General features: G+C 68.6%; 20 protein-coding genes. 7 read left to right on the top strand and 13 right to left on the bottom strand.

Going from position 1 to position 18,903, the window contains the following annotated elements; all coding sequences use genetic code 11:
• Window positions 1-124 precede the first annotated feature (124 nt).
• Window positions 125-628 carry a GNAT family N-acetyltransferase gene (locus tag QM591_RS09590; RefSeq protein ID WP_067166380.1) on the top strand — a complete coding sequence of 168 codons (504 nt, stop codon included), beginning with the start codon at window positions 125-127 and terminating at the stop codon, window positions 626-628.
• A 123-nt stretch (window positions 629-751) separates the two neighbouring features.
• Here the strand turns inward: QM591_RS09590 and QM591_RS09595 are convergent, their stop codons facing one another.
• From QM591_RS09595 to QM591_RS09605, 3 genes are all read right to left on the bottom strand, one after another.
• A complete protein-coding gene (locus QM591_RS09595) occupies window positions 752-2,089 on the bottom strand; it encodes a cytochrome b/b6 domain-containing protein (RefSeq protein ID WP_415131958.1) in 1,338 nt (445 codons plus the stop codon).
• Between the two features lie 410 nt (window positions 2,090-2,499).
• A complete protein-coding gene (locus QM591_RS09600) occupies window positions 2,500-3,468 on the bottom strand; it encodes an electron transfer flavoprotein subunit alpha/FixB family protein (RefSeq protein WP_415131960.1) in 969 nt (322 codons plus the stop codon).
• 11 nt (window positions 3,469-3,479) lie between these two features.
• The gene (locus QM591_RS09605; protein WP_415131962.1) at window positions 3,480-4,256 is read right to left on the bottom strand and encodes an electron transfer flavoprotein subunit beta/FixA family protein; all 777 of its coding nucleotides are present in this window, start codon (window positions 4,254-4,256) and stop codon (window positions 3,480-3,482) included.
• Window positions 4,257-4,354: 98 nt separating this feature from the next.
• Between QM591_RS09605 and QM591_RS09610 the strand changes: the two genes are divergently transcribed.
• Complete coding sequence (locus QM591_RS09610; protein WP_415131964.1) at window positions 4,355-4,867, top strand: MarR family winged helix-turn-helix transcriptional regulator; 513 nt, start codon at window positions 4,355-4,357, stop codon at window positions 4,865-4,867.
• Between the two features lie 41 nt (window positions 4,868-4,908).
• On the opposite strand, the gene QM591_RS09615 is transcribed toward QM591_RS09610, so the two are convergent.
• Both QM591_RS09615 and QM591_RS09620 read right to left on the bottom strand, forming a co-directional pair.
• Window positions 4,909-5,685: an enoyl-CoA hydratase-related protein gene (locus tag QM591_RS09615; RefSeq protein ID WP_415131966.1), complete on the bottom strand. Its 777-nt coding sequence runs from the start codon at window positions 5,683-5,685 to the stop codon at window positions 4,909-4,911.
• A 4-nt stretch (window positions 5,686-5,689) separates the two neighbouring features.
• Complete coding sequence (locus QM591_RS09620; protein ID WP_415131968.1) at window positions 5,690-6,670, bottom strand: acyl-CoA dehydrogenase family protein; 981 nt, start codon at window positions 6,668-6,670, stop codon at window positions 5,690-5,692.
• Window positions 6,671-7,179: 509 nt separating this feature from the next.
• Between QM591_RS09620 and QM591_RS09625 the strand changes: the two genes are divergently transcribed.
• The 4 genes from QM591_RS09625 (at window position 7,180) to QM591_RS09640 (ending at window position 10,388) form a co-directional block, all read left to right on the top strand.
• A complete protein-coding gene (locus QM591_RS09625) occupies window positions 7,180-7,641 on the top strand; it encodes a hypothetical protein (RefSeq protein WP_415131970.1) in 462 nt (153 codons plus the stop codon).
• Window positions 7,642-8,082: 441 nt separating this feature from the next.
• Window positions 8,083-8,640, top strand: a complete 558-nt coding sequence (locus QM591_RS09630; protein WP_415131972.1) for a recombinase family protein — start codon at window positions 8,083-8,085, stop codon at window positions 8,638-8,640.
• Between the two features lie 47 nt (window positions 8,641-8,687).
• Window positions 8,688-9,446 carry a hypothetical protein gene (locus QM591_RS09635; RefSeq protein ID WP_415131974.1) on the top strand — a complete coding sequence of 253 codons (759 nt, stop codon included), beginning with the start codon at window positions 8,688-8,690 and terminating at the stop codon, window positions 9,444-9,446.
• Window positions 9,447-9,476: 30 nt separating this feature from the next.
• Window positions 9,477-10,388, top strand: coding sequence for a zeta toxin family protein (locus QM591_RS09640; protein WP_415131976.1), 912 nt, complete (start codon window positions 9,477-9,479; stop codon window positions 10,386-10,388).
• Between the two features lie 333 nt (window positions 10,389-10,721).
• Here the strand turns inward: QM591_RS09640 and QM591_RS09645 are convergent, their stop codons facing one another.
• The 8 genes from QM591_RS09645 to QM591_RS09680 all read right to left on the bottom strand — a co-directional run bounded on the left by QM591_RS09645 (window position 10,722) and on the right by QM591_RS09680 (window position 18,168).
• Window positions 10,722-11,333: a hypothetical protein gene (locus QM591_RS09645; protein ID WP_415131978.1), complete on the bottom strand. Its 612-nt coding sequence runs from the start codon at window positions 11,331-11,333 to the stop codon at window positions 10,722-10,724.
• Between the two features lie 280 nt (window positions 11,334-11,613).
• Complete coding sequence (locus QM591_RS09650; protein WP_415131980.1) at window positions 11,614-11,847, bottom strand: hypothetical protein; 234 nt, start codon at window positions 11,845-11,847, stop codon at window positions 11,614-11,616.
• A 366-nt stretch (window positions 11,848-12,213) separates the two neighbouring features.
• Window positions 12,214-12,585: an acyl-CoA dehydrogenase family protein gene (locus tag QM591_RS09655; RefSeq protein WP_415131982.1), complete on the bottom strand. Its 372-nt coding sequence runs from the start codon at window positions 12,583-12,585 to the stop codon at window positions 12,214-12,216.
• 129 nt (window positions 12,586-12,714) lie between these two features.
• Complete coding sequence (locus tag QM591_RS09660; RefSeq protein WP_415131984.1) at window positions 12,715-13,899, bottom strand: thiolase family protein; 1,185 nt, start codon at window positions 13,897-13,899, stop codon at window positions 12,715-12,717.
• Window positions 13,900-13,914: 15 nt separating this feature from the next.
• Window positions 13,915-15,099 (bottom strand): bifunctional 2-methylcitrate synthase/citrate synthase, encoded by a 1,185-nt coding sequence (locus tag QM591_RS09665; RefSeq protein WP_415131986.1) that lies wholly within the window; start codon window positions 15,097-15,099, stop codon window positions 13,915-13,917.
• Window positions 15,096-16,010: a methylisocitrate lyase gene (gene prpB, locus QM591_RS09670; protein WP_415131988.1), complete on the bottom strand. Its 915-nt coding sequence runs from the start codon at window positions 16,008-16,010 to the stop codon at window positions 15,096-15,098. The genes QM591_RS09665 and prpB overlap by 4 nt, the downstream gene beginning before the upstream one ends.
• Window positions 16,010-17,536 carry an MmgE/PrpD family protein gene (locus QM591_RS09675; protein ID WP_415131990.1) on the bottom strand — a complete coding sequence of 509 codons (1,527 nt, stop codon included), beginning with the start codon at window positions 17,534-17,536 and terminating at the stop codon, window positions 16,010-16,012. The genes prpB and QM591_RS09675 overlap by 1 nt, the downstream gene beginning before the upstream one ends.
• The gene (locus QM591_RS09680; RefSeq protein WP_415131992.1) at window positions 17,533-18,168 is read right to left on the bottom strand and encodes a GntR family transcriptional regulator; all 636 of its coding nucleotides are present in this window, start codon (window positions 18,166-18,168) and stop codon (window positions 17,533-17,535) included. The genes QM591_RS09675 and QM591_RS09680 overlap by 4 nt, the downstream gene beginning before the upstream one ends.
• Window positions 18,169-18,366: 198 nt before the next feature.
• Here QM591_RS09680 and QM591_RS09685 point away from each other — a divergent pair, with 198 nt between their 5' ends.
• Window positions 18,367-18,900 carry a ribonuclease H family protein gene (locus QM591_RS09685; protein WP_415131994.1) on the top strand — a complete coding sequence of 178 codons (534 nt, stop codon included), beginning with the start codon at window positions 18,367-18,369 and terminating at the stop codon, window positions 18,898-18,900.
• The last annotated feature ends 3 nt before the right edge of the window (window positions 18,901-18,903 follow it).

Here is an 18,903-nt window from a genome sequence, read left to right on the forward strand (position 1 = left end):
GATGCTATCGACAACGGTGCGCAGAACGCGAAATCCGTTGTCGGTTCTCCACAGTCCCGTGTGTCGCCTTTGTTACGGCGTCGACCGATTTCGCGATTGCCTTCCGCGGACGTAGAGTCTGGCCATGGATGCCGAACTCCAGACCGACACCGTCGTCCGTCCCGTTCGTGATGTCGATGCCGAGGCGCTCGGCCGCGTGCACGCCGCCTGCTGGCACGAGACGTACGACCACCTCATCAGCCACGCCGCGCTGGAGAACGTCTCCCCCAAGCGACTGGCGGAGCTGTGGACGCATTGGGCGCAGCAGGGGCCAGAGTTTCGTATGGTCGCGGCCCTCGTCGACGGCGAGATCGTGGGCTTCGCGGGCTCCGGTCCGGCTCGCGACCGCGACGCGCCTCGCAACCGCGAGCTGTACTTCATCTACCTGCTCGACCGCTTCCACGGCACCGGCATCGGTCAGAAGCTGTTCGACGCCGTGGGCGCCGACGACGACCTCTATCTCTGGGTCGCCGAAGACAACCCCCGCGCGCACCGCTTCTACACCCGCAACGGATTCTCGCTCGACGGCGCGACCCACACCGAGCCCTTCCTCGGCGAGACGCTGACCGAAGTCCGCTTCGTCCGCTGAGCTCCTCTGCTCGCCCGTTGCGCGGCTTCGCCTCCGCTGCGAGCACATGCTCCCACCGAGCGCACACGCTCTCTCCGGCAGTAAGGGGTGCGCTCGGCGAGAGCATGTGCTCTCGGTGCCTGGTCAGCGGGCGGTGACGGTGCCGAAGAGCTTCGCGATGGGGGCGAGGACCAGCGGGCGCGCGGCGATCCATGCTCCGGCGATCACCACGAGCGACGCGAAGAACATCCAGAAGCCGGTCCAGTTGTCGGCATAGGCGACCCCGTCGACCGAGCCTTGCGCCGCGTACATGTGGTTGAGGTTGCGCAGCGCTCCGGTGGCGAGCACGAGGGCGACGTGGATGAAGATGAACACGACGAAATAGAGCATCACCGGGAAGTGCAGTCGTCGCGCCCACTCGACGGGGAACGCCGCGTTGAGGCGAGCGGCCTTCTTGGGCCACATGCCGCTCATGCGATAGCCGGTGAGGGCAGCCAACGGAGCGGCGAGGAACACCGTCGAGAAGTAGGCGAGCTGCTGCAGCGCGTTGTAGTTGACCCAGCCGTTCTCGGTCGGCCAGTCGAGGGAGACGTACTGCAGCGCGGCGGAGAGCGCGTTCGGGAACACCTCCCAGCTCGTCGGCACGATGCGCATCCAGTGGCCGGTCACGAACAGCAGCACGATGAACACGGCGCCGTTGACGAGCCACAGGATGTCGAGCGCCTGGTGGAACCAGAGCGCGAGACTGATCTTGCCCTTGCGGTTACGACGCGGCGTCCAGAACACGCTAGGTCGCTTCTCGGTGCGTACCTGGAGCCCGGAGCGAATGATGAGCACCATCAGGAAGACGTTGAAGAAGTGCTGCCAACCGAGCCAGGCCGGGATGCCGACCGGCGCGCTCTCGGGGAGGTGGTACTCGCCCGGGAAGGCGACGAGGAACTCCTGCAGCGCGGGAAGGGACAGGAGCGCCCGGACGAACGTCACCGCGAGCGCGGCGGCGTAGAGCAGCGCCATCCCGCCGACCAGGACGGCGCCCACCCACTGCATGCGCGTGAACGGACCGAATCGTGTGGGTGCCGGCCGCGCCGGCGGGCGATGGTACGCGGCGCGACCCGGCCACACGGTGCGGGGAACGGTCAGGGGGGCGCGATCGGTGGCGACGACCGCGGGCACGGGCCGGGCCGCAGCGGCCGACGTCGGAGCGGCGGCTTCGGGCTCGTCGCGCGTGGAATCCGCGCCGCCGGACGGCGCCCTTCCGGAGGGTGTGCGAGTGGTCTCGGGCTCCTCGACGGGAAGAGATACTCCCGCAGCGGGAGCGTCGGAGGTGGCAGACGGGCGCACCGTCATCCCTGCCGGAGGCCACGGGTCGCCGTCGGCTGTGCGCGGCAGTCCGCGTCGCAACGGCGATCCGTCCTCCGTCGTCGCGGCCACCGGCGACTCCTGCGACTCCCCACCCGCGTCGGCAGCAGGCGCAGAGCGCACTCCCGCATCGTCCGGGGCGGTCGTGGTCGCCGCGGACGCCGGTGTAACGGACACCGGCGTCGACGCGGCGGCAGCTGTCCGCCCGGCGGCGGGCGGCCAAAGCTCTCCACCGGGCTCTCGCGGAAGGCCGCGGCGAACCGCTACCCCTTCCCCGGAGGGTGAAGCGGGCACGACCCCCTCCGGCAGGGAACCGCCTGCCGCGGTCGATCCGGGCCGAATCCCGGGCGTCTCTCCCCGGGCCGAGGAATTCGAGGACGAGGCCGCGCCTGCGACCGCCGCGCCTGCGACCGCCGCGTCACCGTCGGGCGCGAGCGCCAACGCATCCGAATCGGCCTCGCCGGCGGGAGGCCAAGGATCTCCTCCCGGCACGCGAGGAAGTCCGCGCCGCAGTCGGCGCCCCGAGGTCGCCATCAGGCCTTCTTCGCCTCGAGAGCGGCGATGAGCTGCGGGACCACCGTGAACACGTCTCCCACGATGCCGAAGTCGGCGATCTCGAAGATGGGGGCGTCGCCGTCTTTATTGATCGCCACGATCGTCTTCGCGGTCTGCATGCCCGCCTTGTGCTGGATGGCGCCTGATATTCCCAGGGCGATGTACAACTGCGGCGAGACGGATACGCCGGTCTGTCCGACCTGGTGCGCGTAGGGGACGAAACCGGCGTCGACCGCGGCGCGGGATGCTCCGACGGCGGCGCCCAACGCGTCGGCGAGCTGCTCGACGAGCGCAAAACCCTCTGCTGACCCGAGGCCACGGCCGCCGGAGACGACCTTGGCGGCGCCACGGAGCTCCGGGCGCGACGAGGTCACTTCCGCCGGCTCGACCGACTCGACGTATGCAGCCGCGGTTCCCGAGGGGGCGACCGCCAGCTGCTCCACGCGCACCGGCTGCGCCTCGGCGCGCGCATCGACCGCTCCCTGACGCACAGTGATGACGGGCGCGCCGAAAGTGGGGGCGCTCGTGACGTTGTACGAGCCGCCGTACACCGAGTGCTGCGCGAGCACTCCCTCGTCGTCACGGACGACGCCGACGGCATCGACGGCGAGCGCGAGACTGCGCCGCACGGCGAATCGTCCCGCGACGTCGCGGCCGTCGATCGAGTGCGAGACGAGCACCGCGTCGGGCTGGATGGCGTCGAAGGCGGCCTCGAGCGCATCGACGACGGGAACCGTGAGCTCCTCGGTCGACACGGGTGCCGACAGGACGACCGCAGCACCCAGCGCCGCCGCGTCGGAGGCCAGCTCGGCGTTCTCGGTCGTGAGCAGGGCGACGGGTGTGCCGATCGCGGCTGCCGCACCGAGAAGCCCCGCAGAGGACGGCGCGAGCTCGCCCGTCGGGGTCACGTCGAGAACGACGAGGATCGAATCCGCAGCGAAGTCCATGATGCGTCCCTTCACGCCAGCCGGTTCTCGATGAGGTAGGCCGCGAGCCTCTCCCCGGCATCGCCCTCGTCGACGATGGTGGTTCCCGCTCCACGCGGCGGCTTCTCCGCGATGGCCGTCATGATCGTCTGCGGGAGCGCCGCGACGTCGATCTCGACGTCGAGATCGGCGAGCGACAGCGTCTCGAACGGCTTCTTCTTGGCCGCCATGATGCCCTTGAAGTTCGGGAACCGCGCGTCGGGGAGCGCCTCGGTGATGGAGATGACGGCGGGGAGCGCGGCGCGAACCGACACCGTCGCGCCGTCGGCGGCGCGGGTGCCGGACACCCCCTCATCGGTGATCGTGACGGCAGACAAAGACGTGGCCTGCGGCACCCCCAGGTGCTCCGCGAGCATGGCGGGGAGCACGCCCCCGGCGCCATCGGTGGAGAGGTTCCCCGTGATCACGAGGTCGAAGCCGGTGCGGGCGATCGCGGCGGCCAGGACCCGCGCGGTGGTGCCGAGGTCGGCGCCCACGAGAGCCGGATCGCTGACCTGGACGGCCGAGGCGGCGCCCATCGCGAGGCCCTTGCGGACGGTGGCGGCGGCCTCTTCGGGTGCCATCGAGAGCACGACGACCTCAGTGCCGGCGTTCGCATCGGCGTACGAGAGCGCCACCTCGAGGGCGCGCTCCCCGATCTCGTCCATCACCCGTTCTGAGGCCGTCCGTTCGGCAAGGCCTGTCTCCAGGCTCAGCTTCCGGTCGCCGTACGTGTCGGGGACTTCTTTGATCAGGACGACGATTCTCATGGCACCCTCCGAGGATCGAGTCTATTGAGCGGGACCTGCGCGGCCGAGCGCTGCTGAGGAAACCGACTAGCGTGATCACCGACGACAGGAGGCGCCTTGTGGCTCGCGTGACACGCCCGCTCCCCGACCCGATCGTCGAGGCGCGACGTCAGTGGGTGGCGCACGGATGGTCGGATGCCGCCGCGGGCATGACGGCAGTGACCTCGGTGATGCGAGCTCATCAACTCCTCCTCGCCCGCGTCGAAGAGGCGCTCAAGCCGTGGGGGCTGAGCTTCGCGCGCTACGAGCTGCTGACACTCCTGAGCTTCACGCGCGAAGGAGGAATGCCGCTGACCTCCGCCGCCCGACGCCTGCAGGTGCATCAGACGAGCGCGACCCACACGGTCGACCGGCTCGAAGCGAGCGGTTTCGTGCGCCGCGAGCCGCACCCCACCGACGGCCGGGCGACGCTCGTGACCCTCACTCCCGAAGGGCGAGACGTCGTGGCGTCGGCGACGACCGCCCTGAACACCGAGGTGTTCACCCACCTCGGCATCGACGAGGCCGACGTGGAGTCGCTCATCTCGGTGATCGCCCGCCTCCGCGCGGCGTCCGGCGACGTCGTGGACTGAACGCCAACGCCACCCTCGGCGCACCGCTTGCAGAGCCCGGCTCATCGGTGGGTGAAGTCGGGCGACCTCTTCTCACGGAAGGCCGCCATACCCTCGGCCTGATCGGCGAGGGCGAACATCGCCGCGAACGTCTGCTTCTCGAACCGCAGCCCCTCCGCCGCCGTGGTCTCCTGCGACACGCGCAGCGCCTCTTTCGCGGCGTAGATCACGGGGAGCGACTTCGCGGCGATCGCGGTGGCCGTGGTCTCCGCTTCGGCGAGGAGGTCGGCGGCAGGGACGACCCGAGACGCGAGGCCGATCCGCTCGGCCTCGTGGGCGTCGATCATGCGCCCCGTCAGCACGAGCTCGGCCGCCTTGTAGTAGCCCACGGCACGCGGGAGGCGTTGCGTGCCCCCGAGGCCCGGGATGACCCCGAGGGTGACCTCGGGCTGCCCGAAGCGCGCAGTGTCGGCGGCCAGGATGATGTCGCATGCCATAGCGAGCTCGCAACCGCCGCCGAGCGCGTAGCCGGCGACGGCGGCGATCACGGGGGTGCGCACGCGGCTGAACTGCTCCAAGGGCGCGAACGGATTGTCGATCGCCATGTCCCGCGAGGTCTGGGTCTCCATCTCCTTGATGTCGGCGCCGGCCGCGAAGGCGCGGTCAGAACCGGTGACCACGATGCACCCGATGCCCTCGTCGGCATCGAATGCGGCTGCCGCGGCCGCGAGCTCCCGCACGAGCGTGGAGTTGAGGGCGTTGAGCGCCTCGGGGCGATCGAGCGTGATCCAGCCGACGCGGCCTCGGATCTCGGTACGCACAGTGGTGAAGTCGGTCATGTCCTCATGCTCTCAGAAGGTGCCGGCCGACGATCACCCGCATGATCTCGTTGGTGCCTTCGAGGATCTGGTGCACCCGCAGGTCACGGACCACTTTCTCCACGCCGTACTCCTGCAGATACCCGTAGCCGCCGTGCAGCTGCAGCGCGTCGTTGGCGACGGCGAAGCCGGCATCGGTGGCGAACCTCTTCGCCATGGCGCACTGGGAGGCCACCTGGGCCTGCGCGGCGGGGTCCGTCGGAGCACCGTCGACGGCGGCCGCCGCCTCCCGCACGAGCGCTCTCGCGGCCTGCAGCTCGGTGGCCATGTCGGCGAGGCGGAAGACGATCCCCTGCTTCTCGGCGAGCGGCTCGCCGAAGGTGAACCGCTCATGCACGTACTGCACGGCACGATCGAGCGCCCATTGCGCTCCCCCGAGGGAGCACGCCGCGATGTTCAGCCTTCCCCCGTTCAGTCCGCTCATCGCGATCCCGAAGCCTCCGCCGACCTGGCCGAGGACGGCGTCGACCGGAACCCGCACGCGATCGAGGATCACCTGTCGAGTGGGCTGGGCCCGCCAGCCCATCTTCTTCTCGTGGGGACCGAAGGTGAGCCCGGACGCATCGCCGGGGACGAGGAACGCCGTGATCCCTCGCGCCCCCGCTTCACCCGTGCGAGCCATGACAACGTACACGGAGGCCTCTCCCGCGCCGGAGATGAACTGCTTGACGCCGGTCAGCACGAACTCGTCACCGTCGCGGATGGCGGAGGTCGTGATGGCGGCCGCATCGGATCCTGCCCCCGGCTCGGTGAGCGCGTACGCTCCGAGCTCGGTCATGGCCACGAGCGGAGGCAGCCACTTCTCGCGCTGGTCGGCGGTGCCGTAACGGTCGATCATCCACGCGACCATGTTGTGGATCGTGATGTAGGCGGCTCGCCTTGTCGACCACGCTGCGCATCGTGTGGTGGTCCCCCATGCGGTAGCGAACCCTTGCTTTCCGCGCAAGCCGTATGCGACTCTTAGCTCGATACATTATGGGAGGTAATCGTGAAAGCATCCACTCGTCGGACATGGGTTCTCAGTCTGGCTGTGCTCATTGTGAGTTTCCTCGGATCGGCTTCGGTTGGTGCAGCGGTCGCGGGGACAGCTCAGAGCACGGTTGGGTACTTCACAACGGATGGCGTGAAATACAAGAACTACGCGACGATCAACACCAACGCATCAGCGCACTGGGCGTATGCACGCACAACAACATCCTCCGTGCAAGTCGGAGCCGCTGCCGCTGGGTGGGCCGGGGCGCGGGGAAGACTGTTTACCTCGGGTGGAAGTCTGAGTTGCGAAGGAACGACCATCTACAACTCTGGGTCAGCTTGGTACGCCAACGGCGATTCATGTTTGAGGAGCTACGCCGGAACATGGTATTCATATGGCGTTTCGCGGACGTGGAACGGAAGCGGCTACAACAATACTTACACGTTCGTCTCCCCAAATCAGAACTCGTGAGGTAGACCACCATGAAGAAGAGAATCCTTATCACTAGCCTGGCGGTTTGTGGCGCGCTGGGTCTCGGATCGGTCGCCGGCACCGCGGTCGCTGTTGGGCCGATTCTGTTCGCTCCGACCGGCGTGGCATCGGCGGAGGAGAGCCAGCCCATGCCGGAGCCAAGTTATGAGAAGAACTCAGCTGGCCTAACATATGGTTCGGCTGCGGTCGCCTCATCCCCGAACAATGAGCCGGACCTGATTCAAGCTGAGACAACGGATGGCCGCACGGGATACGTGCTCAAGGTTGAACTCGATAGGGCTACGGGATCACTCCCTTTCGATAGCCCCGCTGACGCGCTCCGGTGGCAGGAAACTGAAGGCGTTCAAGACCGCACTATTCCAGTCTACGAGGAAGACGGAAAGACGGTAATTGGTGAGTTCCTGATTGTCGGGTCAGAGACTCAGGCCACACAGCAAAGCGAGACAAAGTAAGTCTCTTTCGAGCCGCTGAAACTGCTTACTCGCGTTGCGCCATGCGATAGTCGCGCTGTGACACCACACGATGCGCAGCGTGGTCGACAGGGCGATGATTGGCCGGATCGTCAAGCGACTCTCGGCTACTGACGGCTCGCTTGGAGACCTCGCATTCGCTGGGCTGTGGGGATGGGTGACGACACCCGCAGCCTGGTACTCGATGCTTGGGGGTTCCCCGCCCTCGACGAGGCGACGACAGATCGTCCTCGCGGAACGCACGAGCCGGGGCCCGAGATGGGGCCGACAAACGTTGGCGGCCTGAACGGCTGACCGGAAACGATCGTTTTCGGTGGGCTCGTCGACGTCGACGACCAGGTGCGCGACACGCCGAGGAATGATCCGCCGAAACCCCCTGCCGAAACCGAATCGCGCCGGAACGTCGGCTGTACCGTTTTCGGCATGGCACACGAAGTTGGCTACGCCCGAGTCTCCAAGCGCGAGCAGAACCCAGACGCGCAGGCGGCCGAGCTGCGTGCCGCCGGCTGCGAACGCGTGTTCGTCGACCACGGTGAGTCCAGCCGCGTCGCGGACCGTCCGCAGTGGCTCGCCTGCCTCGACTACCTCCGACCGGGGGACACGCTCAAGGTGCGCCGGCTCGACCGGCTCGCCGGCAGTGAGCGCATCCTGATCGAGACGTTGCAGGACCTCGACGCCCGACAGGTGAACATCGTCAGCCTCGCCGAGCCGATGATCGACACCACGACCCCGATGGGCCGAGCCCTCTACGGCATCGTCGCCGTGTTCGCGCAGCTGCGCGTCGACACGATCCGAGACAACACGACTCGCGGCCTGGAGTGCGCCCGCAGCCAGGGCCGCGTCGGCGGCCGACCGAGCGTCATGATGCCTGAGCGGATCGCGACCGCCGAGCGGATGCGGGCCGAGCAGCAGAGCTGGGAGAGCATCGCCCGCGTGCTCGGGGCCGGAGCGTCGAGTGTTCGCCGTGCGCTCAACCACTAGACCCTGCCAACCCTCCTTTATAGAATGTTCTATAGGAGGTGATCGGTATGACGATCGCAGAGGTCCCGGCTGAGGCACGCGCCGCGGTGCGCGCCCGTCGCCGAAAGGAAATTGACGAGCTCGACTACCGGCGCGAGCTGCGCCGGCTCGACGAGCGCGGCTATAGCCAGACGCAGATCTCGAAGTGGCTCGGGATCGCGCAGCCGTCCGTGCTCAGTGCGCTCCGTACGGCCGCCAAGGTCACGATGCCGCTGGAGGGATTCTCCGGCGCGACGCCGTATGAGATCTGCCAGCGCTATGCGGGCGGGATCATCGACCGCGCGCAGCTCGTCGACGAGCTCACGCGCTTCCCCTACGTCGAGGGCGGCCACACGGACGGGTATGACTCTCTCATCGTCGATCCTGCCGGCACATGGTCGGAGGTCAGCGACGCTCGACGCCGTGGGCTCATCGAGAACGATGTGTACGAGGAAGTGTTCAACCGCCGGCACAACATCGCGACCGTGCCTGCACCGGAGAAGGCCGCGCACCGGAAGGCGTCACCGAAGGATCGCGCGCGTGACACCGCTCGAGACATCGCCATGGCGATCGGTGGGGGAGAGGTCACCGAGAAGAACGGTCGCTTTGTCATCAAGACCAGGAACGGCGTGCAGCTCGAAGTGACGGCGCCCCGCGGAACCGTCGCAGAGCGCAGCAGTCGCACGGGCAAGGTCTCGACCGCCAACCGGATTCCGAGCGGTGAGGTAGTCAAGGGCACGAGAGGCAGCAGCGTGAAGGTCCGCGCGCACGATCGGCACGGCGATTAGAGCGTGGTTTCCGATGCAGTTGCTCGCCACATGGAAACGGTGCGCGAGCTGTCCAAACCTGGCCACCCGCTCGCCCCGAACGCCGCCACAGCCACGACGAACAACCCCGCGTGGTGGGTCGGCGGGCAACCGACGCTCACACGCGACCTTCTCCACGAACGCCTGATTGACGAAGCGCGGGCCACGGCTCCCGACGTCGAGCAGGAGCGCCGCGCGATCGTGCTTGCCGGCCCTCCCGGTGCCGGCAAGAGCACCGTCCTGGCCGACGTGCTCGGGGAGCACCGGGGCAAGTATCTCGTGATTGACGCGGACGAATTCAAGCGCTCGCTTCTGCGCGAGGCACAGGCCGATGGGAGCTACGACCAGTGGCTCATGCCGGACGCCATTCGCGAGCGGGAGGCGCAGGGGGAGAAGTTCTACCCGTTGGAGCTGGCATCGCTCGTGCACGAGGAATCGTCCTACCTGGCCAAGAGCCTGCGAGCGGACGCGATCGCCGCGGGCGACAACATCGTGATCGACGCTGTTCTCAGTAGCGAAGCCAACGCTCTCGCGCTCGGGGAGCGCCTCAGCGAGGCCGGCTACGACGTCTGGGTGATCGACGTCGAGGTGCCCTACGAACTGTCAGAAGAGCGCATCCGCGGCCGCTGGGAGCATGCCTACGTGGCCGCCCTGGAGAGCGGTGACTCTCTCGGCGGTCGGTGGGTTCCCAGCGAGTACGCCCGCGAAGTCTTCGACGGGCCGGAAAGCCAATCTCGCCCCGCGATCGCCGCACGCGCGCTGGCCGAATCCTCACCCGCCGTCACCCATTACCAGCAGTTCGTCACAACACTCGAAGCCGCCCGTGCCGCCGCCGCGCGCGGAGAACCCGCCACACCTCAACTCGCGGTCGATCTCGTCCGCGATCGCACTGGTGCGCTCACCGAGCGCCACGCCGAGCAGTGATGGGCATCGCCGCACGCCTGGCGTCGGCCGATACGACAAGGAGTAGATGTGGGGAAGGCACGAGCCGGGAAGGTCGCGCGCAGGGCGGCACGCGATCGCTCAGGCGCACCGACCGCTGCCGAGGGGCTACGGGGCGACGTTGAGCGTGCCGCTGGTCTACAGGAAGTCGATGTGCTGGTGGTGACAGGTGTCCCAGAACTGCACGAGCGTGGGCCACGCCAGCGCGGCTGAAGCGCTGCGGCAGTTGCTCTGTCCGACGCGCGTTCCCTCGGGTGCGACCCCCGCGAGCAGGTCGAGCAGCGCGAACGTTTCAGGTGAGTTCCCGGTGACGGGCTAACCACCGAGGCTGATGAAGTCGACGGCGTTGCCGCCGCCGTTGATCCAGTGCGCGTTGGTACCGAGGTCGCTGCCGGCGCATCGACGGTTGAGGCTGGACAGGCCCACTGACTCGAAGCGTTGGAGCGCGAGGGCGATCAGCTGCAGGACGGGGAGATCAATCCGGCAGCCTTCGGCCGCCGTGCCCGCGGCCATGTCGCGGATCTGCTTCTCATAGCGCTGTTCCTGGATCGTCAGGGTGCCCTCGTCGAGCGCGGCGGTGAGCTCTTGGGCGAGCGCCTCGCCGTCGCCGGACACGCTGCAGTCTGCGGGCGTGAAGCCGCCGGCAGAGAGCGATCCGAGGTAGGTCGTGATCGCAATCGCTGCGGGGCGCCACTTCACATGGTGGAAGGGGTCAGAGTTGATCTGCACGCGGTTGATGGCGACGGAAGGTTCGAGCGTTTCCCATCCCTGGACCGCGGCCAACCGCTCGAAGAAGAGCGTTGCCGAGGTCGTGGGGTCCATCCGCTCTTCCACGGTTCCCCCGGAGCTTTGCTGCTGGAACAGGCCGATGGAGTCGGCGATCGAGCCATCAGGGTTCACGACGTTGTCGCCGTAGTTGATGTTCACGAGCGAGGACTCACCGAGGGCTGCTTACACCCCGAGCACCTGAGCCGCCGCCGGCAGTTGCAGTTTTGAGGCCGCGTTGATAATCGCGGCCGCGTTCGCGAGTTGGTCACGGCCATAGCCGGACACCGAAGCGTCGGCGGGATCGCGGCCGCGTTGACCGTTCCCACCGAGGGTGTGCAGGCGTTGGCCGGCTGGTTGCCGTCCGAAGTGAAGACGATCACGAATCCGAGGATCAGCGGGACGGGCAGGATGATCGCGCCGGCTATGAGGCCGCTTCGCTTCATTCGGGGGGCGCCATTCTGTCGACCTGCCAGGGGTCCGCGCGGTCAGGGCGGGTGACGTACGCGGTGTATGTCCCGGCGTCAGTGGGCACGCTGACGAGGAACGTGAAGACATCATCGCCGGAGGCGATCGCGGCGCCCCCGGTGTACGTTGTGCACGGAACCGTCGCCGGGTCCACAGTGTCGTAGGCGGTGACGGCGGCGGGGGTCAGCAGCGGGGAAAGTTCTTCCATCCACTCCGCTTTCGCGACACCCGGCCTGCAGTAAGCCCTCACGGCCTCGACCGCGATCGCCACGGCCGCTTCGGGGGCTGTGGGGTCGGGCTCATGCTCGTGATCTCCCAGAGCCTCGGTCGGCGCCAGATTCGCGCTCGACGACGCCGACGGGGCGGGTGTCGGTCGCGTGGGCGACTCGCTGGGTGTTACCGATGGGGCGCAGCCTGACAGCAGTCCCGCGACCAGGACGCCCGCGCCGACGAGGGCCGTGGCGTATGCCTTAGGGCTGGTCATGGCTCTGCACCGCGGAAGCAGTTGCGGCCTTCGAGCTGCGCGCCTTGCGGGAGCGGGCGGTGGTCGTGTTGGGCACCAAGCCGAGCTTCTTCAGTTCGGCTTCAGTCCATCCCGCGCGCAGGGCGTGTGCGCGTGCTCGTGCGACAGCCGAGGTGGCTTCCTGTAGCGCCGACTGGGCGGCAGCCTCAGCCTGAATCGCATCGTCGGGTCGCCCTTGGCGAGCTCCTCCACGACCGCGATCGCGTCGGTACGTGCCAGAGCGGCGCCGCCGACGTCCTCCCGCACGTACAGGCCGCCAAGTCCCAGCTCCCCCGCGCACGGGAACAGGTCACGGGGGAACGTCCCGGTCTGATCGCGCTCGAGTGAGAACGGCTCGAGGCGCGTCCGGGAGAAATCCCGGACGGCATCGAGGATCGCGGAGCGGTCATCTTCGGACAGCGATGGGGTGATGGTCATGCTCATGAGATCACGTCCTTGTGAGGCAGATCGACAGCGTTGTCGGCCCTGGTGGAGGCACTTCGCTCATTTTACATGGATATCCATGTATCCATCTCATCGATCGTCGCGAACGGGTCGCGCCCCGCGAGACTCCTAGCCGAGACGCTCGATGACCGTCGCGTTGGCCATGCCGCCGCCCTCGCACATCGTCTGGAGACCGTAGCGTCCGCCCGTGTGCTCGAGCCGGGCGAGCAGGGTGCCCAGAAGACGCGTTCCGCTCGATCCCAGGGCGTGGCCGAGCGCGATCGCCCCACCCCAGGAGTTGAGCCGCTCGGGGTCCGCGCCGACCTCGGCCGCCCAGGCCAGCGGCACCGAGGCGAACGCCTCATTGACCTCGTACGCGTCGATATCGTCGATGCTCAGTCCGCTGCGCTCCAGGATGCGACGGGTGGCGGGGATCGGACCGGTGAGCATGAGGAGCGGATCGTCGCCCACGACGGCGAATGAGTGGAAGCGGGCACGCGGCGTCAGCCCCAGTCCACGCGCCGCCTCCTCGCTCATGATGAGGACGGCCGAGGCGCCGTCGGTGAGGGGCGACGAGCTACCGGCCGTGATGTGCCATCCGAGATCGGGGAAGCGCTGTGCCAGCTCGTCGGTGCGAAACGCCGGCGGCAGGGCGGCGAGCCCGTCGACGGAGGCCGCCGCCCGCACGGTCTCGTCGACCGAGACAGTGCCGGACTCGGTCTCGACCGCCACCAGTTGCGAGGCGAAGAGGTCCGCTGCGGCCGCCTGCGCCGCCCGGCGGTGCGACACGGCCGCGTAGGCGTCGAGGGCCAAGCGGTCCAAGCCCCAGCGCGCGGCGATCAGCTCCGCCGAGACGCCCTGTCCGACGAGGCCCTCGGGGTAGCGGGAGCGCAACGACGGAGGCAACGGCGAGCCGGCGATCGAGGCGGCCGTCCCCAAGGGCACGCGACTCATGGACTCCACCCCGGCCGCGATCACGATGTCGTACTGCCCGGCGATCACCCCTTGCGCGGCGAAGTGCGCCGCCTGCTGACTGGACCCGCACTGCCGGTCGATCGTCGCGGCGGGAACCCGCTCATCGAAGCCCGCCGCGAGCACGGCCTGCCGTGCGATGTTCGCGGACTGCTCACCCACCTGGCTCACGCAGCCGACCAGCACGTCATCGACCTGGCGCGAGTCGAGGCCGTTGCGCTCTCGCAGGGCGCGGAGCACGCCGGCGGCGAGGTCGACCGGGTGCACCCCGCTCAGGGCTCCGCCGGGCTTGCCACGCCCCGACGGCGTTCTGACCGCGTCGACGATGACGGCGCTGCGCATGAGGTCGCCCTGTCCTCAGCCTTCGGCTTCCGCCTCCCGCAGCGAGATCGCCGCGGTGCCCACGTCGTCGACGAAGCCGTCGATGTGGCGCTCGTCGTGGCCGACGTACTCCGAGAGCGGACGGATGAGGGCGTTCGCCTCCGCCTGCTCCATGATGTGCGCCGTCCACCCCACCACCCGGGCCGCCACGAACAACGGAGTGAAGGTGAGGGTGTCGAACCCCATGAGGTTGTACGCCGGACCCGAGGGGTAGTCGAGGTTCGGATAGATGCCCTTACGAGCGACGAACTCCGACTCCAGCGTGGTGTACAGCGCCTCCACATCGGGCCGGTCGTAGTGGGCGATGAGCGTGTCCAGAGCCGCCTTCATGGTCGGCACGCGCGAGTCCCCGCGCTTGTAGACGCGGTGGCCGAAGCCCATGACCTTCCGCTTCTCGGCGAGGGCCTTCTCCAGCCACGGCACGACGTTGTCGGCATCGCCGATCTCGTCGAAGATGTGCAGGACCGCTTCGTTCGCGCCGCCGTGCAGCGGACCCTTGAGCGCTCCGATCGCGCCGACGACGGCGGAGTACAGATCACTGAGCGTCGAGGCGATCACCCGGGCCGTGAACGTCGACGCGTTGAAGGAGTGCTCGGCGTAGAGGATCATCGAGCGGTTGAACGCGTCCACCACGACCGGGTCGAACTCCTCACCGAAGGTCATCCAGAGGAAGTTCGCGGCATAGTCGAGGTCGTCCCGCGGCGCGACGACCTCTTGACCGCGGCGACGACGCTGGCCATACGCGACGATCGCCGGGAGCGCGGCGAACAGGCGCATGCTCCGGGCGAGATTGTCCTCGCGCGTCCCGCTGGCATCGAGCACCGAGCCGGAACCGGCCAAGTCGCGCGCGCCCAGGACGCTGACGGCCGTCCGCACCTCGTCCATCGGGTGGGCGTCCAACGGAATGAGGTCGATCGCCGCGCGGACGTCGTCGTCGAGCGCACGGTGCGACCGCTCGACTCGTCGCAGGTCCGCGAGCTGCTCCTCGTCGGGGAGTTCCCCGTGCCACAGCAGGAACGCCACGGCCTCGGCCGACTGCGTCGCAGCGAGCTCATGGACGGGATAGCCGCGGTACAGCAGCGAGTTGGTCTCGGGGTTGACCTTGCTGACGGCGGTCACGTCGGCTACGACGCCGGCGAGTCCCTTCTTGATGTCGGTCATCTGCTCGTTTCCTGTCGGTCGATCCGGAAGGTGAAGACGTTCGAGTCGAAGTGGCTATAGCCCTCGTAGTCGATGAGGTCGTAGAGGTCGGCGCGATGCTGCATCTCACCGAGGCGCGACTCCAACCGGCCCTCCTCGGTCAGCGTATCGAGTGCACGCTCAGCGGCGCCCATCGCCATCCGCAGCAACGACACCGGCCAGATGACCAGTTGCACGCCGGCTGCCCGCAACTGGTCCACCGTGAACAGTTCCGACTTCCCGAACTCGGTCATGTTCGCGAGGATCGGGACGTCGAGCGCCTGCGCCATCGCCTCGAACTCGCCCAGGTCTCGCATCGCCTCGGGGAAGATGGCATCCGCGCCGGCGTCGACGAGTGCCCGTGCCCGCTCGATCGCAGCATCGAGGCCCTCGATCGCCCGGATGTCGGTGCGGGCGAGGATGAGGAAGTTCGGATCGCGCCGGGCGTCGACCGCGGCACGGATGCGCTGGGTGGCGGTGGCGACGCCGACGACGCTCTTGCCGTCGAGGTGACCGCAGCGCTTCGGATTGACCTGGTCCTCGATGTGGGCACCCGCGATGCCCGCGTCCTCGAGTGTCTGGATGGTCCGTGCCACGTTCATCGGCTCGCCGAATCCGGTGTCGGCGTCGATGATCGCCGGCAGCTCCGTCATCCTCGCGATCTGCTGGCCACGGCCGGCGACCTCGGTGAGGGTCGTGAGGCCGATGTCGGGGAGCCCCAGGTCTGCCGACAGGACGGCTCCGGAGATGTACACACCGTCGAAGCCCTTCCGTTCGATCAACCGCGCGCTCAGCGGGTTGAACGCTCCCGGAAAGCGCAGCACTTCGCCTGCGGCGAGCCGCTCCCGCAGGATCCGCCGCTTCTCCGCGGCGGGCGTCGTGGCGTACAGCATCAGAACAGGCCCTTGGGAGCGGGGGCGAGAGCGAGCACGCCGGGCCGCGCGACGATGTTGAGCTGGCGCACCTCCTCGGCGGGCAGGTGCGGAAGCCGCTCGGCCAGCGCGAGGAAGCGATCGATCTCCTCGGGAGCGAGCACGGGCTCGGCCAGCAGCCGGAACTTGCGCACGTAGTCCTCGCGGACGAAAGGGCGCGCGCCGAGCGGATGCGCGTCGGCGACGGCGATCTCGTCGACGAGCGTCGTTCCGTCGGTCAGCGCGACCTCGACCCTGCCGCCGAACGCCTTCTCGTCCGGGTCGTCGGAGTGGTAGCGGCGCGTCCACTCGGCGTCTTCCGCCGTCGTGATCTTGCGCCACAGCGCGACCGTGTCCGCTCGCCCCGCACGCTCGGGCGTGTAGGAGTCGACGTGGTGCCAGCCGCCGTCCTGCAGCGCCACCGCGAAGATGTAGGGGATCGAGTGGTCGAGCGTCTCGCGGGAGGCCGTGGGGTCGTACTTCTGCGGGTCGTTCGCGCCGGAGCCGATGACGTAGTGCGTGTGGTGACTCGTGTGCAGCACGATCGAGGCGACATTGTCCGGATCCGCGAGCTCGGGATGCTCGCGGTGGAGCTTGCGGGCCAGATCGATCCAGGCCTGCGCCTGATACTCGGCGGAGTGCTCCTTCGTGTACGAGTCGAGGATCGCGCGCTTCGGCTCGCCCGGGGCGGGCAGCGGGACTTCGTAGGCGGCGTCCTTCCCGTCGAGCATCCAGGCGATCACGCCGTCCTCGCCCTCGTAGATGGGCGAGGGCGAGGTCTCGCCCCGCATCGCGCGGTCGACCGCCTCGACGGCCATCTTCCCGGCGAAGGCGGGAGCGTGTGCCTTCCACGACGAGATCTCCCCCTTGCGGGACTGGCGGGTGGCGGTCGTGGTGTGCAGGGCCTGCCCGACCGCCTGGAAGATCGTGTCGACGTCGAGCCCCAGCAGGGTGCCGAGACCGGCGGCGGCCGACGGACCGAGGTGGGCGACATGGTCGATCTTGTGCTTGTGCAGGCAGATGGCGCGCACGAGGTCGATCTGGATCTCGTAACCGGTGGCGAGCGCGCGGACGAGAGCCGCGCCATCGGCGCCGACGTGCTGGGCGACCGCGACGATGGGGGGGATGTTGTCGCCGGGGTGGGAGTACTCGGCGGCGAGGAAGGTGTCGTGGTAGTCGAGTTCCCTCACCGCGACGCCGTTCGCCCACGCCGCCCACTCCGGGCTCGACCGCCTCTCGTTCGCGCAGCCGAACACCGTGCCGCCGTGTCCCGAGATCGACACGGCGTGGTCGAGCGCCTGCTGCCGCGCGGCGCTCACGGGGGCGCGCGTGAGCGAAGCGGCGGCGACGGCGGCGTTGTCGATGACGCGGTTGATGATCATGTCGACGACGTCGTCATCGACGGCGACGGGATCCGCGGCGACCTGTGCGATGGCGTAGGCGAGCTGATACTCGCGCGGCAGCTCTTCGTCGCTGCGGTAGACGCGGACGTGGTGGGTGACGGTCATGCGGTGGACTCCAGGGACTCGAGGATGCTCGTGAGGGCGTTGTGCAGGTGGACGTGGGTGGCGTGCGCGGCCAGGTCGGCGTCGCCGTCGGCGATCGCAGAGGCGATGAGGCGGTGTTCGGCCACAGAGGCCCCGAGCCGCTCGGGACGATGACGGGCGAGACGCCGGACACGAACGAGGTGCGTGCGCACGGTGTCGAGCGCCGAGGCGAGGTAGTCGTTGGCGCTCGCGGCATCCAGAGCCTCGTCGAACCGCCCGATGAGCGCGTAGTAGGCGTCGCGGGCGGGTTCGCCGTCGATCGAGGACGACGCGAAGGCCGCAGCCAGGTCGCGGAAGGCCGCCCGATCGGCGGCGGCCGCCGCCAGCCGCACCGAGGTCTCCTCCAGCGCGCGACGCACCACGAAGAGGTCGCGGATGTCTCCGGGCTCGATGCGCGAGACGACCGTCACGCGTGGCGAGACCTGCTCGACGAGCCCGCGCGACTCCAACCGTGAGAGCGCTTCACGCAGCGGCGTCCGACTGACCCCGAGCCGGGTGGCCTGCTCGACCTCGCCGATCACGGCCCCCGGCGCCAGGGCCCCGGTCTGGATCTCGTCGAGGAGCGCCGCATAGGCGCGTTCACTCGCGCGCATGGCACCTCCTCGAGCATCGACTTGTGTTTAGTGTATACACAAAGGCGAGCCCGGCGCGCGAATCGGCTGTCGGCTACGGTGAGCGTATACACAGGCCGAACTCACGACCGCGTCGACAACCGCAGACCCCGGGGTCGCGAGGGGAGCCCGGGACGGGGCCGCGCAGGAGGTCGCACGGCGATCGACTAGCGTCGAGGAGTGACAGATTCCACGCGATACGTCGTCGCCACCGATGGCGCCTGCAAGGGCAATCCGGGACCGACCGGATGGGCGTGGGTCGGCGAAGACGGTCACTGGGCTGCGGGGGCGCTGCCGGTGGGGACCAACAACATCGGTGAGCTCCTCGGGCTCCTGAAGGCGATCGAGGACCACCCCGACATCGCCCACTTGGTCGTCCAGGCCGACTCCAAGTACGCCATCGACACCTACACGTCGTGGATGGACGCGCACCGCCGGCGCGGCTGGAAGACCTCGACCGGCGCCCCCACCAAGAACCGCGATCTGCTCGAGCAGCTGATCGCCGCGCGGGACGCGCGACGCGCGAAGGGGCTCCCCGACATCGAACTGGAGCACGTGCGCGGACACCGCGGGCACGTGCTCAACGAGTGGGCCGACGAGCGTGCCGTGCGCGCCGCCGAACACGCGGCGAAAGGCACCGAGAGCGCGTGGTCGTCGCTGAGCGGTCATCACGACCGACTGGACGTCTCGGAGGCTCCGCGCAAGCGGCGCTGACCC

Source organism: Microbacterium sp., assembly GCF_047607225.1.
Lineage (GTDB): Bacteria > Actinomycetota > Actinomycetes > Actinomycetales > Microbacteriaceae > Microbacterium.

Bases quoted from the DNA above. Each gene is read 5' to 3' on its own strand.
- QM591_RS09675 (WP_415131990.1), bottom strand. From the start codon at position 17,536: ATGACCGTCACCCACCACGTCCGCGTCTACCGCAGCGACGAAGAGCTG.
- QM591_RS09625 (WP_415131970.1), top strand. From the start codon at position 7,180: ATGAAGAAGAGAATCCTTATCACTAGCCTGGCGGTTTGTGGCGCGCTG.
- QM591_RS09660 (WP_415131984.1), bottom strand. From the start codon at position 13,899: ATGCGCAGCGCCGTCATCGTCGACGCGGTCAGAACGCCGTCGGGGCGT.
- prpB (WP_415131988.1), bottom strand. From the start codon at position 16,010: ATGCTGTACGCCACGACGCCCGCCGCGGAGAAGCGGCGGATCCTGCGG.
- QM591_RS09600 (WP_415131960.1), bottom strand. From the start codon at position 3,468: ATGGACTTCGCTGCGGATTCGATCCTCGTCGTTCTCGACGTGACCCCG.
- QM591_RS09650 (WP_415131980.1), bottom strand. From the start codon at position 11,847: ATGGAAGAACTTTCCCCGCTGCTGACCCCCGCCGCCGTCACCGCCTAC.
- QM591_RS09655 (WP_415131982.1), bottom strand. From the start codon at position 12,585: ATGAGCATGACCATCACCCCATCGCTGTCCGAAGATGACCGCTCCGCG.
- QM591_RS09590 (WP_067166380.1), top strand. From the start codon at position 125: ATGGATGCCGAACTCCAGACCGACACCGTCGTCCGTCCCGTTCGTGAT.
- QM591_RS09605 (WP_415131962.1), bottom strand. From the start codon at position 4,256: ATGAGAATCGTCGTCCTGATCAAAGAAGTCCCCGACACGTACGGCGAC.
- QM591_RS09635 (WP_415131974.1), top strand. From the start codon at position 8,688: ATGACGATCGCAGAGGTCCCGGCTGAGGCACGCGCCGCGGTGCGCGCC.
- QM591_RS09680 (WP_415131992.1), bottom strand. From the start codon at position 18,168: ATGCGCGCGAGTGAACGCGCCTATGCGGCGCTCCTCGACGAGATCCAG.
- QM591_RS09665 (WP_415131986.1), bottom strand. From the start codon at position 15,099: ATGACCGACATCAAGAAGGGACTCGCCGGCGTCGTAGCCGACGTGACC.
- QM591_RS09630 (WP_415131972.1), top strand. From the start codon at position 8,083: ATGGCACACGAAGTTGGCTACGCCCGAGTCTCCAAGCGCGAGCAGAAC.
- QM591_RS09615 (WP_415131966.1), bottom strand. From the start codon at position 5,685: ATGACCGACTTCACCACTGTGCGTACCGAGATCCGAGGCCGCGTCGGC.
- QM591_RS09640 (WP_415131976.1), top strand. From the start codon at position 9,477: ATGGAAACGGTGCGCGAGCTGTCCAAACCTGGCCACCCGCTCGCCCCG.